Raw genomic sequence first — 19,909 nt, 5'->3', positions numbered from 1 at the left:
TGCTTATCCTCGAATGGCCCAGAAGGCCAGGTTCAGCCCGGGGAACTGGCCGGCGATGTGGAAGGCGAAGCCGCCGGAGTGCGTCAGCTGCTTCCAATGCGCGCTGCCGCGGTCCAGTTCGAAATAGGTGGAGCCGGCGTGGTAGGGGATCTGCCGCGGCGCCACCGGCATCGGCAGCAGGCCGATACCCGGCAGTTGCAGGTTGACCAGGTCGCGGATGTGCTCCACCGAGCCGACCTTGGCCTGCTGCGGGAAGTGCCCGCGCAGGCTCTCGCCGGGGACGTCGGCGCGCACCACCAGGACGAAGCTGGCGTTGTCGATCAGGCTGCGGTCGCTGAGCATCGCGACGTGCACGCCGTAGGCCTTCTCGACGATCGGGATGGCGATCGCCTTGGCGTCGATCACCGTCGCCAGCGCCTGGCGCAGGGCGAGCATCACCGGGGCGAAGCTGGCGGCCAGGTCGTCGTGGTTGTACACCGGGTACTCCTCGGGACGCCGCTGGCTGGCGGTGAAGGTGCAGAACTCGCCGGCCAGGGCCACCAGTTCGCGGTACAGCTCCTGCGGGTGCAGCGGGCGCACGCGGGACAGGTGACCGGTGAGGGCCTCGGCGCGGTTGACCAGTTGCAGCAGCAGGAAGTCGGCGATTTCCGAGGCGCCCCCGGCGCTGGAGGCCACCACCCGCCCGGCGAGGGCTTCGCCGCGCTGGTGGAGCAGGCCCAGCAGCTCCTTGGCGAAGGACGCCAGGGGCGGCGCGGCGGCAATGTCGAGTACCGGCGGCAGGTAGTCCTCGTCCAGGCTCAGGGCCTGGTCCGCGCGCTTCTCGCGGACCCGCGCGACGCCCACCGCGGCGTATTCGCCGAGGCCGTCGCGCTCGGTCAGCAGGCGGAACGCCTGGCTGCCCAGGGCCACCGGCGCGCGGCTCTCGAAGGCGGCATTGTCGTCGCGCACTTCCTGCACCTGGCTGACGTAGCGGGCGCCGCCGAGGGCCTCGCCCTCCTCTACCGTGTCGCGGGTGCCGACGCGCTTCAGCGGCAGGCCGAGGTAGACGATGCCATCGCGCAGGCTTTCCTCGACATTCAGCGGCGCCGGCGCCGGATCGTCGGCGGGGATGTTGAACGGCGTGCCATCCGGCAGCACGCCGCGGGCGCTGACGATGGCCAGCTTGCCCTGGGTCAGCAGGGCATCGTCCAGCTTCAGCTCGGAAAAGCCCCAGCCGCCCGCCAGGAGCGAGCGGCAGCGGCCATCCACCAGGGTTTCCAGGTAGCGGTCGTGCTGCTGGAAATGCTGTGGCCGCAGGAACATGCCTTCGGACCACACCACGCGGTTATTCCAGGACATAGGGACTCCGAAGGTTCAGGGCGCGGGACGCGCGACGATGCCGATGGCCTGCGCGCCGAGCGTGATGTCGAGATGGCTGGTGCGTTGCCCCGGCACGTCGAGGACCTGGCGCCAGGTGGCGCGGTCGAGGTCGCGGTAGGCGGCGACGAAGCCGAGCTGGCGGGTCTGCTCGTCGAGCGTGCGTTCGATGCGCCGTTCCTCGCCCGGACGCAGGAGGAACTCGTCCTGCTCCACCAGGTCGCCGCCGAGGGTCGACTGGGCGTTGTCGGTGAGGGCGAAGTAGTCGGCGCGGCCGAACGCGGTGTCTTTCTTCAGCTCGTACAGCCGCAGGCGCAGCGGCGCCGCCTGGCCGGCGGCGGACGGGTTGAGGTTCGGTGCGGCGTGGAGCCAGATCACCACCCGGGTCGGCGGGGTTTCCGGCGGGCTGGACGAACAGGCGGCGAGCAGCAGCCCGAACAGCGCGACGATCAGTTTCTGCATGGTGTCGTCCTCATTGACGTTGTTTCTCCTGGTGTTCGTTGGCGTCAGGAACGCCGTAGTCGAGCGCTGTGTTCCTCGTAGGCGCGGCTGAATTCGCGGCCGAAAAGCTCCTGGAAGTCGTCCTCCGCCTCGCGCAGGATCTTCGCGTACAGCTCGGTGAAACTGTCCCAGTTCTGTGCCTGGCGGGCCCCCGGCAGCAGGCCGGAAAGCCCGGCCGGCTTGCCGAAGCGGGCTTCCAGCGCGGCCGGTTCGAAGCGCGCCAGCAGGTGGCGGATGGCGGCCTGCACGCCGGCCATCACCGCCAACTGGTGCGCCTTGAGGTCTTCGAAGCTGTCGGCCACCGCGCGATCCGGCGCCATGAACGCCTGGTTGTCGCGGCGCAGCAGGAGCAGCATGGCTTCGTCGACGTTCGGCGCGAACTTCAGCGGGTTGTTCTGCACCGGCTGGATCATGGTCTGCGCCATGCGGAACTCGCCCTTCAGGCTGGCCCGCGCGCGCAGCACGTCCACCAGTCCTTCCACCAGGCCGCGATAGCTGCGGCCGATGGCTTCCATCTGCGCTTCGGCGCCGGCCGGGTCGACCTTCAACTGGGTCATGCCGGCGCCGCGCAGGAACGCCTGCAGCAGGTCGCCGCCGGCCGTCGCGGCGGCGCTTGCCGGGGGCGTCGGCGCCGCCACGCTGGCTGGCTGTGGCTGTGGCTGTGGCTGTGGCTGTGGCTGTTGGGTGATCCCCGGGTCGGCGAAGGGCATCGCCAGCGGCGTCGGTTCGGCCGCTGGCTGCGGCTGGACGACGGGCGTGGCGCTTGGCGCGGGCGTGTTGCCGAGCAGTTCGGCGAACGGGTCCCAGTCGGCCGGAATCAGCGGTGCGCCGCCAGCGGGCGGTGGCGCCGGGGTGGTCGCGGGGGGCAGCGGGATCACCGGTTCCGGCGGGCGGAAGTCGTGCTGTTCGGCCGGTACATGGTCCGGACGCGGCGCCGCGCCGGGCGGCGGCGGGGTGAGGAAGTCGAACAGGTCGGGCTTGGTGTCCAGCGGCGAGCCGCCCTGGAAATGCGCCGTCACCGCGGGGTGCGGGGTGGGCGCCGGTTCGGCGAAGGCAGGCGCCGATCCGGCGGCCTGCCGGCTCATCAGTGCGTCGAAGCTGGTGAACGGATCGGTCTGCGGATTGCCGCTGCCGGGCAGGGCGATGTCGTGGCCGAACTGGACGAGGATGTCGTATTCGCCGAGGCGGACGGTCTCGCCGTCCTGCAGCGGCTCGCTGTTGCCGCGGCGCAGGCGGTGCCCGGCATTGACCAGCAGCACGCCGTTGGTGCTGGTGTCGGTGAGGTAGTACACCCCGTCGCGGTTGAGGATGGTGCAGTGGCGGCTGGAGACCAGGCGCTCCGGGTCCGGCAGGACCCAGTCGTTGTCCGGGCCCCGACCGATGGTCAGCTGTCCCTGGTCCAGTACCTTTTCCGAACACTGACCGGGGGTCAGCTTGTGGTAGCTGGTGATGGTCAATCGCAGCGGCATTGCTACTCCTTGCATTGCCAGCGCCCGGCTCTTCCAGGCGCTCACCCCCGTGCCCGAGGGATTTCGGTTCGCATCCAGGCTGGCCCGACGGCTTTCCGGCGTTTCGTCGCCTCGGGAAGACACATCGGGTGGTACCGGATTATAAAAGACTAATCCTACGTCTTTTAAAGATTTGTCCGATCTGCGGTGTCATGCAACTAGTGGCGTTGTGCCTTCCTTGACAAGCCTTGCGGCATGCCACAAGAATTTTGCCAACCTTTCGAGTCATCCGATATTCATCAATGGCTCCTACAAGATCCGACGGAGTGGATCTTACAAGCGAAGGTGAGGGCCGCGCAGCGGCTCCGATGATAGGGAGATCGTCACCGTGCTGGATGTACCCGTTTTGCTGGCCGCCGTATCCCCGGACTCGCCCTGTGGCGACGATCTGGAGTACGACGCCGCGTTCCTCGAACTCGAACGCATCGCCCAGGGCCAACCCGAGCGCCAGATGGGCGATGCCGTGCTGCCCGCCGAACCGCCGGAGTGGCCGCGCGTACGCGCGCTGGCCAGCGAGCTGTTCGGCCGTAGCAAGGACCTGCGGGTAGCCAACCTGCTGCTGCAGAGCAACGTCGCCCTCGACGGCCTGGACGGGCTCGCCGAAGGCCTGCTGCTGGTCCGCGAGCTGCTCGGCCAGTACTGGGACGGCGTCTATCCGTTGCTCGACGCCGATGACGACAACGACCCCACCTTCCGTATCAACGCCCTCACCGGCCTGGTCGCCGAACCGCTGCTGCAACTGGTCTGGGCGATCCCGCTGGTGCGCTCGCGGGCGTTCGGCCCGGTCAACCTGCGCGCCGCGCTGAACGCCGCCGGGCTGCAACGCTTCGCCAGCGAGACCCTGAGTCCCGAGCAGATCGCCGGCGCCTTCGCCGATGCCGACGCCGATGCGCTGGCCGCCACCCGGCGCGCCCTGGATGGCGCCCAGGAACATGCCCTGGCCATCGAGAGCGGCGTCGCCGAACGGGTCGGCTCGGCCCAGGGCCTCGACCTCGGTCCCCTTCGTCAACTGCTGCGCCAGGCCCTCCAGGTGTTCGACCTGTACGGCCCGCAGGGCGCCGGTGAGCCCTTGGCGCCGGGCGCCGAAGCGGCCACCGGCGAGCAGGGGGGCGCCGCGCCTGTCGCAGCCGTCGCCGCGCCGGCACCGCGTGCCAGCGGCGAGATCGCCAACCGCGAAGACGTCCTGCGCCAGCTCGACCGCCTGCTCGAGTATTACGTTCGCCACGAGCCGTCGAGCCCGGTGCCGGTGCTGCTCAAGCGCGCCAAGACACTGGTGACGGCCGACTTCGCCGAAATCGTGAGGAATCTCATCCCCGATGGGATTTCCCAGTTCGAAACCCTGCGAGGCCCGGAAAGCGAGTAACGCCTAGCGGCCGTCCGGGCCAACGCTGCAAGCCGCCGGGGCGATTCCGACGGCGCTAACAACCGCCGTCGCGCGAGGGAGAAACAAGATGGGAAGCACTACCAGCAGTCAGAAGTTCATCGCCAGGAACCGGGCGCCACGCGTGCAGATCGAGTACGACGTGGAGCTGTACGGTGCCGAGAAGAAGGTCCAGTTGCCCTTCGTCATGGGCGTCATGGCCGACCTCGCCGGCAAGCCCGCCGAACCCCAGGCGGCGGTCGCCGACCGCAAGTTCCTGGAGATCGACGTGGACAACTTCGATGCCCGGCTGAAGGCGATGAAGCCGCGGGTGGCCTTCAACGTACCGAACGTGCTGACCGGCGAAGGCAACCTGAGCCTGGACATCACCTTCGAGAGCATGGACGACTTCAGCCCCGCCGCGGTGGCGCGCAAGGTCGATTCGCTGAACAAGCTGCTTGAGGCGCGTACCCAGCTGGCCAACCTGCTGACCTACATGGATGGCAAGACCGGCGCCGAGGAAATGATCATGAAGGCGATCAAGGACCCGGCCCTGCTTCAGGCCCTGGCCAGCGCGCCGAAGCCCAAAGACGACGAGCCGCAGGCGTAAGAGGATTCCAGCATGGCCGAATTGAGCACCGAGAACCTGGCCCAGGGCCAGACCACCACCGAGCAGACCAGCGAGTTCGCCAGCCTGCTGCTGCAGGAGTTCAAGCCCAAGACCGAGCGCGCCCGCGAAGCGGTGGAGACCGCCGTGCGGACCCTCGCCGAGCATGCCCTGGAGCAGACCAGCCTGATCTCCAACGACGCGATCAAGTCGATCGAGTCGATCATCGCGGCGCTTGACGCCAAGCTCACCGCGCAGGTCAACCTGATCATGCACCACGCCGACTTCCAGCAACTGGAAAGCGCCTGGCGCGGCCTGCACTACCTGGTCAACAACACCGAGACCGACGAGCAACTGAAGATCCGTGTGCTGAACATCTCCAAGCCGGAGCTGCACAAGACCCTGAAGAAATTCAAGGGCACCACCTGGGACCAGAGCCCGATCTTCAAGAAGCTCTACGAAGAGGAATACGGCCAGTTCGGCGGCGAGCCCTATGGCTGCCTGGTCGGCGACTACTACTTCGACCAGTCGCCGCCGGACGTCGAGCTGCTCGGCGAGATGGCGAAGATCTCCGCCGCCATGCATGCGCCGTTCATCTCCGCCGCCTCGCCGACGGTGATGGGCATGGGTTCCTGGCAGGAACTGTCCAACCCGCGCGACCTGACCAAGATCTTCACCACCCCGGAATACGCCGGTTGGCGTTCGCTGCGCGAGTCCGAGGACTCCCGCTACATCGGCCTGACCATGCCGCGCTTCCTGGCGCGCCTGCCCTACGGGGCGAAGACCGATCCGGTGGAAGAGTTCGCCTTCGAGGAAGAAACCGACGGCGCCGACAGCAGCAAGTACGCCTGGGCCAACTCGGCCTACGCGATGGCGGTCAACATCAACCGCTCCTTCAAGCTCTACGGCTGGTGCTCGCGGATCCGTGGCGTCGAGTCCGGCGGCGAGGTGCAGGGCCTGCCGGCGCACACCTTCCCCACCGACGACGGCGGCGTGGACATGAAGTGCCCGACCGAGATCGCCATTTCCGACCGCCGCGAGGCGGAGCTGGCGAAGAACGGCTTCATGCCGCTGCTGCACAAGAAGAACACCGACTTCGCCGCCTTCATCGGCGCGCAGTCGCTGCAGAAACCCGCCGAGTACGACGATCCGGACGCCACCGCCAACGCCAACTTGGCGGCGCGCCTGCCCTACCTGTTCGCCACCTGCCGCTTCGCCCATTACCTGAAGTGCATCGTTCGCGACAAGATCGGTTCCTTCAAGGAGAAGGACGAGATGCAGCGCTGGCTGCAGGACTGGATCCTCAACTACGTCGACGGCGACCCGGCCCACTCCACCGAGACCACCAAGGCCCAGCACCCGCTGGCGGCGGCCGAAGTGGTGGTGGAGGAAGTCGAAGGCAATCCGGGTTACTACAACTCGAAGTTCTTCCTTCGCCCGCACTACCAGCTCGAGGGACTGACGGTATCGCTACGCCTGGTATCCAAGCTGCCTTCGGCCAAAGAGGCCTGAGGCATTCAACGACAGCGCCTGCCATGGTGGCGGGCGCTTGCATAGCGTAGTGGCGCGAGCCACACGGGAGGAAAGATGGCTGTTGATATGTTCATCAAGATCGGCGACGTCAAGGGTGAGTCCAAGGACAAGACTCACGCCGAGGAAATCGACGTGCTGGCATGGAGCTGGGGCATGTCCCAGTCCGGGTCGATGCACATGGGCGGTGGCGGCGGCGCCGGCAAGGTCAACGTGCAGGACCTGTCGTTCACCAAGTACATCGACAAGTCCACGCCCAACCTGATGATGGCCTGCTCCAGCGGCAAGCACTATCCGCAGGCGAAGCTGACCATCCGCAAGGCCGGCGGCGAGAACCAGGTCGAGTACCTGATCATCACCCTGAAGGAAGTCCTGGTGTCCTCGGTGAGCACCGGCGGCAGCGGTGGCGAGGATCGCCTGACCGAGAACGTGACCCTGAACTTCGCCCAGGTCCAGGTCGACTACCAGCCGCAGAAGGCGGATGGCGCGAAGGACGGCGGTCCGGTCAAGTACGGCTGGAACATCCGCCAGAACGTGCAGGCCTGATGAGCCGGCTGCCGGTCATGGCGTGGCCAGGCCATGCCGTGGCCGGTGCGAGCGCCCGCCATGCCGGGTGCCGAAGGCGCGCGCGGCGCGCCGCGGACCTCGTCCGCCCGACCTCCTGCCGGAGGTACTGAATTCCACCGGGTCGTCCGTCGCGTCCGCCGGGCGCCATGGCCGACCCTTCATTCGCATCCGGGCGCCTGGGCTCCCGGCTACAGGGAAGTATCGCGATGATCGCCGAAGAACTGTTGCGCGCCGGGCGCCTGGACGATGCCTTGAAAGCCTTGCAGGAACAGGTGCGCAGCCAGCCGTCGAACGCCACCCTGCGGATCTTCCTGTTCCAGCTGCTGGCCGTGATGGGCCAGTGGGCGCGGGCGCAGAACCAGCTCAAGGTGGTCGGCGAACTGGATGCCTCGGCGCTGCCGATGGTACAGACCTACTCCACCGCCATCGACTGCGAGGCGCTGCGCCGCGAGGTGTTCGCCGGGCGCCTGACGCCGGTGATCCTCGGCCAGCCGGCGGAATGGATCGCGCCGCTGTTGCAGGCCCTGAGCCTGGACGCCGAGGGCCATGGCGAGGCCGCCCAGGCCCTGCGCGAGCAGGCCTTCGACGCCGCGCCGGCGGTGCCCGGGCGGATCGGCGAAGCGCCGTTCGCCTGGCTGGCAGATGCCGACACGCGCCTCGGCCCGGTGCTCGAGGTAATCGTCAACGGTCGCTATGCCTGGTTGCCGATGAGCAACCTGCGCAGCCTCAAGGTCGAGGCGCCGAGCGACCTGCGCGACCTGGTCTGGCTGCCGGCCGAACTGACCCTGGCCAACGGTGGCGCCACCGTCGCGCTGCTGCCGGCGCGCTACGCGGAAACCGTCGAGCACGGCGACGACGCCGCGCGCCTGGGGCGCAAGACCGAATGGCTGGATAGCGGCCTGCCGGTCGGCCAGCGGCTGTTCGTCACCGATGCCGGCGAGACCGCGCTGTTCGACCTGCGTGAGCTGGACTTCGAGCCGACGGACGCCTGACATGGCTGAACTGACCCTCCAGGAGCGCCTGCAGCCGTCGCTGCTCGACCGCCTCACCGACGACGAGCCGGGCAACCTCAAGGAAGCCGCGGAGCGCCGGGTGCTGACCCTGAGCCAGCTGAAGGCCTCGGTGCTGCGCGACCTGGCGTGGCTGTTCAACACCACTTCGCTGTTCGACCACGGCCCCGCCGCACGGATGCCGGCCGGCAACTCGGTGCTCAACTACGGGCTGCCGGCGCTGGCCGGGCACACCGCGTCGAGCGTCGACGTGCATGCCATCGAGGCGCTGCTCACCGAGACCATCGCCACCTTCGAGCCGCGCATCATCCGTTCTTCGTTGCGGGTGCGCGCGCAACTGCTGCCCGGCGAGATGGACCACAACGCCCTGAGCTTCGAGATCGAGGGCGATCTCTGGGCCGAACCGGCGCCGCTGCGCCTGCTGCTGACCACCAACCTGGACCTGGAGACCGGTCACGTGCGCGTCGCCCAGGGCGAGCGGAGGCGTACATGAACCCGCGCCTGCTCGAGTACTACAACCAGGAATTGCAACACATCCGCGAAAGCGCCGCGGAGTTCGCCGAGGAGTTCCCGAAGATCGCCGGGCGCCTGTCGCTGTCCGGCTTCGAGTGCGCCGACCCCTACGTCGAGCGCCTGCTGGAAGGCTTCGCCTATCTCACCGCGCGGGTCCAGCTGAAGCTCGACGCGGAGTACCCGACCTTCACCCACAACCTGCTGGAAATCGCCTACCCGCACTACCTGGCGCCGACTCCGTCGATGACCGTGGTGCAGCTGCGCCCGGACCCCAACGAAGGCGCCCTGAGCAGCGGCTTCAGCGTCGAGCGCGGGGCCTCCCTGCGCGGCCAGCTCGGCCCCGATGACCAGACCGCCTGCGAATACCGCACCGCCCACCCGGTGACCCTGTGGCCGCTGGAAGTGGCCCAGGCCGACTACTTCGGCAATCCCGCCGCGGTGCTCGGCCGCCTCGCCGCCAGCGAGCCGCGGGCCAAGGCCGGCCTGCGCATCCGCCTGCGCAGCGGCGCCGGTATCCCGTTCGACAGCCTGTCGCTGGACGCCCTGCCGCTCTACCTGCACGGCGCCGACGAACAACCCTACCGCCTCTACGAACAATTGCTCGGCAACGCCTGCGCGGTGTTCGTCCGCGCCCCGGACAATGCCTGGGTCGAACGCCTGCCGACGAGCAGCCTGCGTGCGCGTGGCTTCGACGACGAGGACGCGCTGCTGCCGGTGGTGCCGCGGGCGTTCCAGGGCTACCGCCTGCTGCAGGAATACTTCGCCCTGCCGGCGCGCTTCCTGTTCGTCGAGTTCTCCGGCCTGAACCGCGCCCTGCGTCGATGCCACGGCGAGGAGCTGGAACTGGTCGTGCTGTTCGGCAAGCACGACCAGCGCCTGGAGGGCACGGTGGACGCGGAGCAACTGGTGCCGTTCTGCACCCCGGCGATCAACCTGTTCCCGCGCCGCTGCGACCGCATCCACCTGTCCGACCGGGTCAACGAGCATCATGTGATCGTCGACCGCACCCGTCCGCTGGATTTCGAGGTGCATTCGCTGCAACAGGTGAGCGGCCACGGCAGCGGTCCGGAGCAACCCTTCCAACCGTTCTACGCGGTGCGCGACCCGGCGCGCTACGGCCGCGAGCAGGCCTACTTCAGCGTGCGCCGCGAACCGCGCGTGCTGTCCAGCAAGCAGCGGCGCAAGGGCCCGCGCTCGACCTACGTCGGCAGCGAGACCTTCGTCGCCCTGGTCGACGCCAACCAGGCGCCCTATCGCCACGACCTGCGCCAGCTCGGCATCGCCGCGCTGTGCACCAACCGCGACCTGCCGCTGTTCATGCCGATCGGCGCGCACAAGAGCGACTTCACCCTGGAGGACAGCGCCCCGGTCATGCAGGTGCGCTGCCTCGCCGGACCGAGCCGGCCGCGCGCCAGCCGTGCCCACGATGCCAGCGCCTGGCGGCTGATCAGCCAGCTGTCGCTGAACTACCTGTCGTTGGCCGAGCGCGGCCAGGGCGCCGCCGCCCTGCGCGAGCTGCTGCGGCTCTACGGCGACAGCGGCGATCCGGCGCTGCAACTGCAGATCGAGGGCCTGCGCGAGGTCAGCAGCAAGCCTTGCACGCGGCGCCTGCCGATGCCCGGGCCGATCGTCTTCGGCCGTGGCCTGGAGATCACCCTGGACTTCGACGAGAACGCGTTCCGTGGCACCGGGGTGTTCCTCCTCGGCGCCGTGTTCGAGCGCTTCCTGGCACGCTACGTGTCGATCAACAGCTTTACCGAGACGGTGCTGCGCACCGGCGAACGGGGCGAGGTGATGAGATGGCAGGCGAAGCCGGGCAGCCGTCCGAACCTCTGAACCTGCTCGCCGGGATGGCGGCGGCGCCCTGGGATTACGACTTCTTCCAGGCGCTGCGGCGCATCGAGTGCGAGTCGCCGCAACTGCCGCGCCTTGGTCATTCGGTGCGGCTGGCGGACGACCCGCTGCGTCTCGGGCAGAAGCCCGACTGCACCTTCGCGCCCTCGACCCTGGCCTCGGTGAGCCAGGCCGGCACCGCTGCGGTGCCGCGCCTGGACCAGTTCTTCTTCGGCCTCACCGGCCCCAACGGGCCGCTGCCGCTGCACCTCACCGAATACGCCCGAGAACGCCAGCGCAACGTCAACGACGCGACCTTCAAGCGCTTCATGGACGTCTTCCACCACCGCCTGCTGACCCTGTTCTACCGGGCCTGGGCCGAGGCGCGGCCGGAGATCAGCCACGACCGGATCGACGACGACTACTGGTCGGCGCGTCTCGCCGCGCTCTCCGGGCGCGGCATGCCGAGCCTGCGGGGGCGCGAGCCGCTGGCGGACACCGCACGCTACTACTACACCGGCCACCTCGCCGCGCAGACCCGCTACCCGGACGGCCTGCGGGTGATCCTCGCGGAGTATTTCGAGGTCCCGGTGGCGGTCGAGGAATACGTCGGCCAATGGCTGGAGCTGCCCGAGCGCAGCCGCCTCGGCGTCGACTCGACGAGCCTGGGCATGGACGTCTGCCTGGGCACCCACGTCTGGGACCGCCAGCACAAGTTCCGCCTGCGCCTGGGGCCGCTGGACCTCGATCAATACCAGCGCTTCCTGCCCGACGGCGACCACTTCGTCGAGCTGGCCGCCTGGGTCGCCGAATACCTGGGCGAGGAGCTGGACTGGGACGTCAACCTGGTCTTGCAACGCCACGAAGTACCCCCGCTGGGCCTGCAGGGCGGCGGGCGGCTCGGTTTCAACACCTGGCTGGGCGATCCCGGCCAGGACGCCAGGGATCTACTGCTGGCCCGCCAGTACGCCACTGCGCGGCCGCACGAGCACAAGGAGAAGGAACATGAGTGAGATCAGTCGCGTTGCGCTGTTCGGCAAGCTGAACAGCCTGGCCTACAAGGCCATCGAGGCCGCCACGGTATTCTGCAAGCTGCGCGGCAATCCCTATGTCGAGCTGGTGCACTGGTTCCACCAGATCCTCCAGTTGCCGGACTCGGACCTGCACCAGATCGTCCGCCAGTCCGGGATCGACCCGGCGCGCCTGGCCAAGGACCTGACCGAGGCCCTCGACCGTCTGCCGCGCGGCTCGACCTCGATCACCGACCTGTCCTCCCATGTCGAGGAAGCGGTGGAGCGCGGCTGGGTCTACGGCAGCCTGATGTTCGGCGAGAGCCAGGTGCGCACCGGCTACCTGGTGATCGGCATCCTCAAGACGCCGAGCCTGCGCCATGCCCTCACCGGGCTGTCGGCGGAATTCGCCAAGCTCAAGGTCGAGGCGCTCACCGAGCGCTTCGACGAGTACGTCGGCGCCTCGCCGGAGAACGGCCTGTCGGCCAGCGACGGCTTCAACGCCGGCGCCGCCCCGGGCGAGGCCAGCGGCGCCCTGGCGCCGAGCGCGATGGGCAAGCAGGAGGCGCTCAAGCGCTTTACCGTGGACCTCACCGAGCAGGCCCGTAGCGGCAAGCTCGACCCCATCGTCGGGCGTGACGAGGAGATCCGCCAGTTGGTGGACATCCTCATGCGCCGCCGGCAGAACAACCCGATCCTCACCGGCGAGGCCGGCGTCGGCAAGACCGCGGTGGTGGAAGGCTTCGCCCTGCGCATCGTCGCCGGCGACGTCCCGCCGGCGCTGAAGGACGTCGAACTGCGCGCCCTCGACGTCGGCCTGCTGCAGGCCGGGGCGAGCATGAAGGGCGAGTTCGAGCAGCGCCTGCGCCAGGTGATCGAAGACGTGCAGAGTTCCGAGAAGCCGATCATCCTGTTCATCGACGAAGCCCACACCCTGGTCGGCGCCGGTGGCGCGGCCGGCACCGGCGACGCCGCCAACCTGCTCAAGCCGGCCCTGGCGCGCGGCACCCTGCGCACCGTGGCGGCGACCACCTGGGCCGAGTACAAGAAGCACATCGAGAAGGACCCGGCGCTGACCCGGCGTTTCCAGGTGGTGCAGGTGGACGAGCCGTCCGAGCACAAGGCCATCCTGATGATGCGCGGCGTCGCGTCGACCATGGAGAAGCACCACCAGGTGCAGATCCTCGACGAGGCGCTGGAGGCGGCGGTCCGGCTGTCGCACCGCTACATCCCGGCGCGCCAGCTGCCGGACAAGTCGGTGAGCCTGCTGGATACCGCCTGCGCGCGCACCGCCATCAGCCTGCACGCGGTGCCGGCCGAGGTCGACGATAGCCGCCGGCGCATCGAGGCGCTGGAAACCGAGCTGGCGATCATCCGCCGCGAGAGCGCCATCGGCGTCGCCACCGCCGAACGCCAGCGCAACGCCGAGACCCTGCTGGCCGAGGAGCGCGAGCGCCTGGCCGCCCTGGAGCAGCGCTGGGCCGAGGAAAAACGCCTGGTCGACGAACTGCTGGAGACCCGCGCCCGTCTGCGCGCCGCCGCCGAAGCGGTGGACGCCGGCGGCGCGCCGCTGGGCGAAGGCGAGGCGCGTCTCGACGAGGAACAGCGCCAGGCGCTGCATGCGCGGCTGGCCGAACTGCAGGCGCAACTGAGCGCGTTGCAGGGCGAAGAGCCGCTGATCCTGCCGACCGTGGACTACCAGGCGGTGGCCTCGGTGGTCGCCGACTGGACCGGCATCCCGGTCGGCCGCATGGCGCGCAACGAGATCGACACCGTGCTCAACCTCGACCGGCACCTGAAGAAGCGCATCATCGGCCAGGACCACGCGCTGGAGATGATCGCCAAGCGCATCCAGACTTCCCGCGCCGGCCTCGACAACCCGAGCAAGCCGATCGGCGTGTTCATGCTCGCCGGCACCTCCGGGGTGGGCAAGACCGAGACCGCGCTGGCGCTGGCCGAGGCCATGTACGGCGGCGAGCAGAATGTCATCACCATCAACATGAGCGAGTTCCAGGAAGCCCACACCGTCTCCACCCTCAAGGGCGCCCCGCCCGGCTACATCGGCTACGGCGAGGGTGGCGTGCTGACCGAGGCGGTGCGTCGCAAGCCCTACAGCGTGGTGCTGCTGGATGAAGTGGAGAAGGCCCACCCGGATGTCCACGAGATCTTCTTCCAGGTCTTCGACAAGGGCGTGATGGAGGACGGCGAAGGCCGGGTGATCGACTTCAAGAACACCCTGATCCTGCTCACCACCAACGCCGGCACCGAGATGATCGCCAGCCTCTGCGCCGATCCGGAACTGATGCCCGAGCCGGAAGCCATCGCCAAGTCGCTGCGCGAACCGCTGCTGAAGATCTTCCCGCCGGCGCTGCTCGGCCGCCTGGTGACCATCCCCTACTACCCGCTCAGCGACGACATGCTCAAGGCCATCTCGCGCCTGCAACTGGGGCGGATCAAGAAGCGCGTGGAGGCGACCCACAAGGTGCCGTTCGAGTTCGACGAGGGCGTCGTCGACCTGATCGTCTCGCGCTGCACCGAGACCGAGAGCGGCGGCCGGATGATCGACGCGATCCTCACCAACACGCTGTTGCCGGACATGAGCCGCGAGTTCCTCACCCGCATGCTCGAAGGCAAGCCGTTGGCCGGGGTACGTATCAGTAGCCGCGACAACCAGTTCCACTACGACTTCGCCGAGGCCGAGTGACAACCGGCGACACGCAGAGCAGTAGAAGGAACCGTCGATGGGATTGATGCAACTGACCCGCCTGGTCCAGGTGGATTGCCCGCTGGGGCCGGACGTGCTGCTGTTGCAGCGCATGGAGGGACGCGAGGAACTGGGACGGCTGTTCGCCTACGAGCTGCACCTGGTATCGGAAAATCCCAACCTGCCGCTGGAGCAGTTGCTCGGCAAGCCGATGAGCCTGTCGCTGGAGCTGCCCGGCGGCAGCCGGCGCTTCTTTCACGGTATCGTCGCGCGCTGTAGCCAGGTGGCCGGGCACGGCCAGTTCGCCGGCTACCAGGCCACCCTGCGGCCCTGGCCGTGGCTGCTGACGCGCACCTCGGACTGCCGCATCTTCCAGAACCAGAGCGTGCCGGAGATCATCAAGCAGGTGTTCCGCGACCTCGGCTTTTCCGATTTCGAGGATGCCCTCACGCGCCCCTACCGCGAGTGGGAATACTGCGTGCAGTACCGCGAGACCAGCTTCGACTTCATCAGCCGGCTGATGGAACAGGAGGGCATCTACTACTGGTTCCGCCATGAGCAGAAGCGCCACATCCTGGTGCTCTCCGACGCCTACGGCGCGCATCGCAGCCCGGGTGGCTACGCCAGCGTGCCGTACTACCCGCCGACCCTCGGCCATCGCGAGCGCGACCACTTCTTCGACTGGCAGATGGCACGCGAGGTCCAGCCCGGTTCGCTGACCCTCAACGACTACGACTTCCAGCGCCCCGGCGCGCGCCTGGAGGTGCGTTCGAACATCGCCCGGCCGCACGCGGCGGCCGACTACCCGCTGTACGACTATCCCGGCGAATACGTGCAGAGCCAGGACGGCGAGCAGTACGCGCGCAACCGCATCGAGGCGATCCAGGCGCAGCACGAGCGCGTGCGCCTGCGCGGCGTGGTGCGTGGGATCGGTGCCGGGCACCTGTTCCGCCTGAGCGGCTATCCGCGCGATGACCAGAACCGCGAGTACCTGGTGGTCGGCGCCGAATACCGGGTGGTCCAGGAACTCTACGAAACCGGCAGCGGCGGCGCCGGCTCGCAGTTCGAGAGCGAGCTGGACTGCATCGACGCCAGCCAGTCGTTCCGCCTCCTGCCGCAGACCCCGGTGCCGGTGGTGCGCGGTCCGCAGACCGCGGTGGTGGTGGGGCCCAAGGGCGAGGAGATCTGGACCGACCAGTACGGCCGGGTCAAGGTGCACTTCCACTGGGATCGCCACGACCAGTCGAACGAGAACAGCTCCTGCTGGATTCGCGTGTCCCAGGCCTGGGCCGGGAAGAACTGGGGTTCGATGCAGATCCCGCGGATCGGCCAGGAAGTGATCGTCAGCTTCCTCGAAGGCGACCCGGACCGGCCGATCATCACCGGGCGGGTCTACAACGCCGAGCAGACGGTGCCCTACGAGCTGCCGGCGAACGCCACCCAGAGCGGGATGAAGAGCCGTTCGAGCAAGGGCGGCACGCCGGCCAACTTCAACGAGATCCGCATGGAGGACAAGAAGGGCGCCGAGCAGTTGTACATCCACGCCGAGCGCAACCAGGACAACCTGGTCGAGAACGATGCCTCGCTGTCGGTCGGCCACGACCGCAACAAGAGCATCGGCCACGACGAGCTGGTACGCATCGGCAACAACCGCACCCGCGCGGTGAAGCTCAACGACACCCTGCTGGTGGGCGGGGCGAAGAGCGACAGCGTCACCGGCACCTACCTGATCGAGGCCGGTGCGCAGATCCGCCTGGTCTGCGGCAAGAGCGTGGTGGAGTTCAACGCCGACGGCACCATCAATATCTCCGGCAGCGCCTTCAACCTCTACGCCAGCGGCAACGGCAACATCGACACCGGCGGCCGCCTCGACCTCAATTCCGGCGGTGCCAGCGAGGTCGACGCCAAGGGCAAGGGCGTGCAGGGCACCATCGACGGCCAGGTACAGGCGATGTTTCCGCCGCCGGCGAAGGGCTGAGGCGGCGGCATCCTGGCCGCCCGCCCTCGGGCAGGACGCCGCGGGAGCCTTGACGATTCGCGCATGTCCTCGCCAGGCAGAAGCGGCGGTCGCTCAAGACCGATGGTGTTGCGCTCAGGGTAGGTCGACCTTCAGGCCGCGGCCAGTGCGTATGCCGACGTAGAATGCGTCCTTGAGGGCCCTGGCGAGTTCCGGGTCGGTCTCCTCGAACTCTTTCCCGGCGATGCCGCCGAAGCTCAGCCGGTGCAACGCGGAACGGTCCAGGCTGCGGTCGAGCAGCACGGCTTTCAGGTACAGCAACTGCTTTTCCACGGAGAGCAGCATCCCGCATTGCGGATGCCGGGCCAGCCGCTCGGCGACCAGCGCCAGGGCGCGTTCGACATAGTTCACGGGGGACATGGCTGCGCCGCTTCAGCCCTTGGGAAAGCCCGTCTCGTACTCCTCGCGGGTGATTTCCCGGCCGAAACGCAGCGCATCGTTGAACAGGCGGTTGTCGTGCTCAACCGGCTCGGGGGATTCGGCTTCGCCGTAGAAGCGCACGTGGATCGTGCCCTGCCGATGGTCCCAGCGGTAGGTGACGTCTTCGAAGTCGTAGTCGATGTAGATATCGCGCCTGGCGAACGCTTCGCCCTTTTCAATTGCCATTGCCTTTCCTCACTGCGTCGTAGTACGCCCGGCTCTTCTCGGCGATGGCCTGGGCCTCCGGGGACTTCGGATCCAGTACCCGCCAGTCCTCATAGTACTTGTGGCCCTGCCCTCCGGGTACGCCGGCCTTGGCCGCCACCGCGTCGTAGGTGTCGTTGCCGAGGAGGATGCGAGCCATGTCCTCCGACTCCTTGGCGTAGATCATCTCCGGCGAGTTGACCTGGATCTCGCCGGGTATCCCGGCCTTGGTGTTCATCGTCGAGTTCACCCCGCTGTAGCCGAGCGGGTCGGCGTTGCCGTCGATCACCTTGACCTTGGCGCCGCGGTTGGCCAGCTCGGCGGCAACGGTGTTCACCTTGTCGCCTTCGACGATGATGGTGTTGCGGGCCAGGTCCTTGATCTTGGTCGGATCGCCCTTGTAGTCGTTGTTGATCTTCTGCATGGCGCGTTCGCGCGACTTGATCGGTGCCTTGGCGACCCTGCCGCCGTGCTTAGCCGCCAGTCCGTCGGCCACCGCGTCGATCTCGGCCTTGGCTGCCGGCGCCTTGCCATAGACCTTCTCGAAGCCTTTCGGCACCTGGGTCTTCGGCGCGCCCTTGGGTGCGTTGCCGAGCCGTGCCATCTTCGGTCCGAAGCCCAGCAGCGCCATGCCGGCCACGCCCTGGAACAGGTCGCGGTAGCCGGGACCGAGGCGGTCGCCGAGGTCGCCGAGCAGGGCCATGCCGCCCATCATCAGCCCGCCGATGGCGACCACTCCAACCAGCGCCGCGACCCCGGCCATCGCCGCCAGCAGCAGGCCGCCGGCAAGGGCCGCCAGGCCCAGCGCCTCGAGGCCGGTGTGCAGCCATTCCTCCAGATCGAGAACGAAGGCCACCCGCTCGGTGGGGCCGCCGATGAAGGTGTTCTGGCTGCCGGTCTTGATGTGCGCGCCGCAGACCATCTTGCTCTGCAGGCGCGCCGCCGGCTTGCCGTTGATGTACACGGTGGCGCTGCCTTCGGCGATCAGCACCGGGAACGGCCACAGCGGATGGTTCAGCGGCAGGCCGCTGCAGGTGGCGGAGACGTCGTCGCCGGCGCGCATCGCGTTGCGACTGTTCACGTAGACGTTGAAGCTGCCGCGTATGAGCACCCCGGTGGTCGGCTCGGGTAGCTCGAAGATGGTGGTCAGGCCCTTGACGATCTGGAACATCGACAGCCCGCCGGCGGCGATCGAACCGGCCAGGATCACCGCGGCCAGGCCGCCGGTGGCGGCGGTGGCGGCGACCACGGCGGCGCCGATCAGGGCTCCGGCCACGGCTCCGGCGACCATCGCGGCGACACCGAAACCGTGGGCTATCTCATCGCCCAGTCGGGCGGCGGCTTGCGCATCCATGCGTCGGTACTCGGATCAGCTAGGGGTCGGGCGCGGGACCAGGGTCTGCATCGCCTGCTTCCAGGCCGGCTCGTGGTGCGGCAGGTCAGCCGGGGTGGTGGTCAGGGTGGTGATCAGCACCGCCGGGCGGCGCTCGATGAATACCTGGCGCAGCATCAGGTCGCGGCCCTCGCGCTGCCACTGGTAGTCGAGGAGCACGGCGGCGTGGCCGTGGATGTTGATGTCCCAGCGCTTGTGCAGCTTGAAGCCGGGCAATTGCTTCTCGGCGTTTTCCAGTTGGCGGGCGACATAGTCGGCGAACGGCGCGTCGCCCTGGCTGGCGTCGCGGCTGATGACGAAACTGGCTTCGCGGGCGGGGCCGCTGGCGGGGAGCTTGAAGATGTTGATGCTCTGGTCCTGCCAGGCATCGGGAATCTCGAGATCGGCTTCGTGGAGGCGATAGAGCGTCACTGTGTTAACCCCTTCCCTAGGATTCTGAGTGAGTCATTGCTGGACAAAAGCTTTACGGAATGTTGCTCGCGAATCAAGGCTTTCCTGGCCCGAAGCGGCCTTTCGTGATGGCATTCTGCCTGTTCGCCGTCGGTCGGGGCGCTCGTCGGAATCTGTGTCACGCATCTCCCCTTTCCACCGCATCCGCGCCTATGCTGCTTGGGTGGCGCCGCTCCAACGGCGCCAGTGATGGACGTGGATCAAGGATGATTTCATGGCACTTGCGCAACAGACCCGCCTGGTCCGGGTCGACAGTCCGCTCGGCGCGGAGGTCCTGCAATTGCAGCGAATGGAGGGTCGCGAAGAGCTCGGCCGGCCGTTCGCCTACGAGCTGGAACTGATCTCGGAAAACCCCGACCTGCCACTCGACGGGCTGCTGGGCAAGCCGGCCAGCCTGGCGCTGGAACTGCACGACGGCAGCCGGCGGCATTTCCACGGCATCGTCGCCGCTTGCAGCCAGGGATCCGGCAACGGCCAGTTCGCCAGCTACCAGGTCACCCTGCGCCCCTGGCTGTGGCTGCTGACGCGCACCTCCGACTGCCGCATCTTCCAGAACCAGAAGGTCCCGGACATCATCAAGCAGGTGTTCCGCGACCTCGGCTTCTCCGACTTCGAGGACGCCCTGAGCCGCTCCTACCGCGAGTGGGAATACTGCGTGCAGTACCGCGAGACCAGTTTCGACTTCGTCAGCCGGCTGATGGAGCAGGAAGGCATCTACTACTGGTTCCGCCACGAGCGGAATCGGCACATCCTGGTTCTATCCGACGCCTATGGCGCGCACCAGAGCCCGCCGAACTACGCCAGCGTGCCCTACTACCCGCCGACCCTGGAACAGCGCGAGCGCGACCATTTCTACGACTGGCACATGGCGCGCGAGGTGCAGTCCGGCTCACTGAGCCTCAACGACTACGACTTCCAGCGTCCCG

Annotated in this window: 17 protein-coding genes and 1 pseudogene; 11 read left to right on the top strand and 7 right to left on the bottom strand. The window is 68.0% G+C overall.

The features are described 5' to 3' along the window. Window positions 1-3: 3 nt before the first annotated feature. The 3 genes from tssK to tagH are packed head-to-tail and all read right to left on the bottom strand — an operon-like array spanning window position 4 to window position 3,326. Entirely contained in the window at window positions 4-1,338 is a 1,335-nt protein-coding gene (gene tssK / locus HMPREF2581_RS28760; protein ID WP_003115052.1) for a type VI secretion system baseplate subunit TssK, read from the bottom strand. A 15-nt stretch (window positions 1,339-1,353) separates the two neighbouring features. Next, entirely contained in the window at window positions 1,354-1,818 is a 465-nt protein-coding gene (gene tssJ, locus HMPREF2581_RS28755; protein ID WP_003083660.1) for a type VI secretion system lipoprotein TssJ, read from the bottom strand. Between the two features lie 44 nt (window positions 1,819-1,862). After that, window positions 1,863-3,326 (bottom strand): type VI secretion system-associated FHA domain protein TagH, encoded by a 1,464-nt coding sequence (gene tagH, locus HMPREF2581_RS28750; RefSeq protein ID WP_070867401.1) that lies wholly within the window; start codon window positions 3,324-3,326, stop codon window positions 1,863-1,865. A 367-nt stretch (window positions 3,327-3,693) separates the two neighbouring features. On the opposite strand from tagH, the gene tssA reads away from it, so the two are divergent. The 10 genes from tssA (at window position 3,694) to vgrG1a (ending at window position 16,477) form a co-directional block, all read left to right on the top strand. Continuing rightward, entirely contained in the window at window positions 3,694-4,728 is a 1,035-nt protein-coding gene (gene tssA / locus HMPREF2581_RS28745) for a type VI secretion system protein TssA (RefSeq protein ID WP_003111627.1), read from the top strand. An 88-nt stretch (window positions 4,729-4,816) separates the two neighbouring features. Then, window positions 4,817-5,335, top strand: a complete 519-nt coding sequence (gene tssB / locus HMPREF2581_RS28740) for a type VI secretion system contractile sheath small subunit (protein WP_003083666.1) — start codon at window positions 4,817-4,819, stop codon at window positions 5,333-5,335. Between the two features lie 12 nt (window positions 5,336-5,347). Further along, entirely contained in the window at window positions 5,348-6,844 is a 1,497-nt protein-coding gene (tssC, locus tag HMPREF2581_RS28735) for a type VI secretion system contractile sheath large subunit (RefSeq protein ID WP_003111626.1), read from the top strand. Between the two features lie 75 nt (window positions 6,845-6,919). Beyond that, entirely contained in the window at window positions 6,920-7,408 is a 489-nt protein-coding gene (hcp, locus tag HMPREF2581_RS28730; protein WP_003083670.1) for a type VI secretion system receptor/chaperone Hcp, read from the top strand. Window positions 7,409-7,575: 167 nt separating this feature from the next. Next, window positions 7,576-8,421, top strand: coding sequence for a type VI secretion system accessory protein TagJ (gene tagJ, locus HMPREF2581_RS28725; protein WP_003119488.1), 846 nt, complete (start codon window positions 7,576-7,578; stop codon window positions 8,419-8,421). 1 nt (window position 8,422) lies between these two features. Continuing rightward, window positions 8,423-8,932, top strand: coding sequence for a type VI secretion system baseplate subunit TssE (gene tssE, locus HMPREF2581_RS28720; protein WP_003111625.1), 510 nt, complete (start codon window positions 8,423-8,425; stop codon window positions 8,930-8,932). Continuing rightward, on the top strand, window positions 8,929-10,788 hold the full coding sequence (gene tssF, locus HMPREF2581_RS28715) for a type VI secretion system baseplate subunit TssF (RefSeq protein WP_003083676.1): 1,860 nt from the start codon (window positions 8,929-8,931) through the stop codon (window positions 10,786-10,788). Before tssE ends, tssF begins: the two co-directional genes overlap by 4 nt. After that, the gene (gene tssG / locus HMPREF2581_RS28710) at window positions 10,752-11,798 is read left to right on the top strand and encodes a type VI secretion system baseplate subunit TssG (protein ID WP_003104969.1); all 1,047 of its coding nucleotides are present in this window, start codon (window positions 10,752-10,754) and stop codon (window positions 11,796-11,798) included. Before tssF ends, tssG begins: the two co-directional genes overlap by 37 nt. Next, complete coding sequence (tssH, locus tag HMPREF2581_RS28705; RefSeq protein WP_003136970.1) at window positions 11,791-14,499, top strand: type VI secretion system ATPase TssH; 2,709 nt, start codon at window positions 11,791-11,793, stop codon at window positions 14,497-14,499. The genes tssG and tssH overlap by 8 nt, the downstream gene beginning before the upstream one ends. A 46-nt stretch (window positions 14,500-14,545) precedes the next feature. Next, complete coding sequence (vgrG1a, locus tag HMPREF2581_RS28700; RefSeq protein ID WP_011666527.1) at window positions 14,546-16,477, top strand: type VI secretion system spike protein VgrG1a; 1,932 nt, start codon at window positions 14,546-14,548, stop codon at window positions 16,475-16,477. A 114-nt stretch (window positions 16,478-16,591) separates the two neighbouring features. Here the strand turns inward: vgrG1a and HMPREF2581_RS28695 are convergent, their stop codons facing one another. The 4 genes from HMPREF2581_RS28695 to eagT6 are packed head-to-tail and all read right to left on the bottom strand — an operon-like array spanning window position 16,592 to window position 18,944. Continuing rightward, complete coding sequence (locus tag HMPREF2581_RS28695) at window positions 16,592-16,876, bottom strand: immunity protein Tsi6 family protein (RefSeq protein ID WP_003111794.1); 285 nt, start codon at window positions 16,874-16,876, stop codon at window positions 16,592-16,594. 12 nt (window positions 16,877-16,888) lie between these two features. Then, window positions 16,889-17,122, bottom strand: a complete 234-nt coding sequence (tis1, locus tag HMPREF2581_RS28690) for a T6SS immunity factor Tis1 (protein ID WP_003083689.1) — start codon at window positions 17,120-17,122, stop codon at window positions 16,889-16,891. Then, a complete protein-coding gene (gene tas1 / locus HMPREF2581_RS28685; protein WP_003083691.1) occupies window positions 17,112-18,494 on the bottom strand; it encodes a T6SS effector (p)ppApp synthetase Tas1 in 1,383 nt (460 codons plus the stop codon). The genes tis1 and tas1 overlap by 11 nt, the downstream gene beginning before the upstream one ends. A gap of 15 nt (window positions 18,495-18,509) precedes the next feature. Continuing rightward, window positions 18,510-18,944, bottom strand: coding sequence for a type VI secretion system effector EagT6 (gene eagT6 / locus HMPREF2581_RS28680; RefSeq protein ID WP_003083692.1), 435 nt, complete (start codon window positions 18,942-18,944; stop codon window positions 18,510-18,512). 253 nt (window positions 18,945-19,197) lie between these two features. Here eagT6 and vgrG1b point away from each other — a divergent pair. After that, window positions 19,198-19,909: pseudogene (gene vgrG1b, locus HMPREF2581_RS28675) on the top strand (type VI secretion system spike protein VgrG1b); the annotation flags it as partial.

Origin of the sequence: Pseudomonas sp. HMSC057H01 (assembly GCF_001836405.1) — a bacterium.
In the GTDB taxonomy this organism is placed as follows: Bacteria; Pseudomonadota; Gammaproteobacteria; order Pseudomonadales; family Pseudomonadaceae; genus Pseudomonas; species Pseudomonas aeruginosa.
Note: the sequence above shows the minus strand (reverse complement) of the source record. Positions and strands in the feature narration are given on the sequence as shown.

Coding starts and splice junctions, on each gene's coding strand:
- tssJ (WP_003083660.1), bottom strand. CDS start 1,818: ATGCAGAAACTGATCGTCGCGCTGTTCGGGCTGCTGCTCGCCGCCTGT.
- tssF (WP_003083676.1), top strand. CDS start 8,929: ATGAACCCGCGCCTGCTCGAGTACTACAACCAGGAATTGCAACACATC.
- tssE (WP_003111625.1), top strand. CDS start 8,423: ATGGCTGAACTGACCCTCCAGGAGCGCCTGCAGCCGTCGCTGCTCGAC.
- tis1 (WP_003083689.1), bottom strand. CDS start 17,122: ATGGCAATTGAAAAGGGCGAAGCGTTCGCCAGGCGCGATATCTACATC.
- tssH (WP_003136970.1), top strand. CDS start 11,791: ATGAGTGAGATCAGTCGCGTTGCGCTGTTCGGCAAGCTGAACAGCCTG.
- tssB (WP_003083666.1), top strand. CDS start 4,817: ATGGGAAGCACTACCAGCAGTCAGAAGTTCATCGCCAGGAACCGGGCG.
- tagJ (WP_003119488.1), top strand. CDS start 7,576: ATGGCCGACCCTTCATTCGCATCCGGGCGCCTGGGCTCCCGGCTACAG.
- tssK (WP_003115052.1), bottom strand. CDS start 1,338: ATGTCCTGGAATAACCGCGTGGTGTGGTCCGAAGGCATGTTCCTGCGG.
- vgrG1a (WP_011666527.1), top strand. CDS start 14,546: ATGCAACTGACCCGCCTGGTCCAGGTGGATTGCCCGCTGGGGCCGGAC.
- tssC (WP_003111626.1), top strand. CDS start 5,348: ATGGCCGAATTGAGCACCGAGAACCTGGCCCAGGGCCAGACCACCACC.
- tagH (WP_070867401.1), bottom strand. CDS start 3,326: ATGCCGCTGCGATTGACCATCACCAGCTACCACAAGCTGACCCCCGGT.
- tas1 (WP_003083691.1), bottom strand. CDS start 18,494: ATGGATGCGCAAGCCGCCGCCCGACTGGGCGATGAGATAGCCCACGGT.
- hcp (WP_003083670.1), top strand. CDS start 6,920: ATGGCTGTTGATATGTTCATCAAGATCGGCGACGTCAAGGGTGAGTCC.
- tssG (WP_003104969.1), top strand. CDS start 10,752: ATGGCAGGCGAAGCCGGGCAGCCGTCCGAACCTCTGAACCTGCTCGCC.
- HMPREF2581_RS28695 (WP_003111794.1), bottom strand. CDS start 16,876: ATGTCCCCCGTGAACTATGTCGAACGCGCCCTGGCGCTGGTCGCCGAG.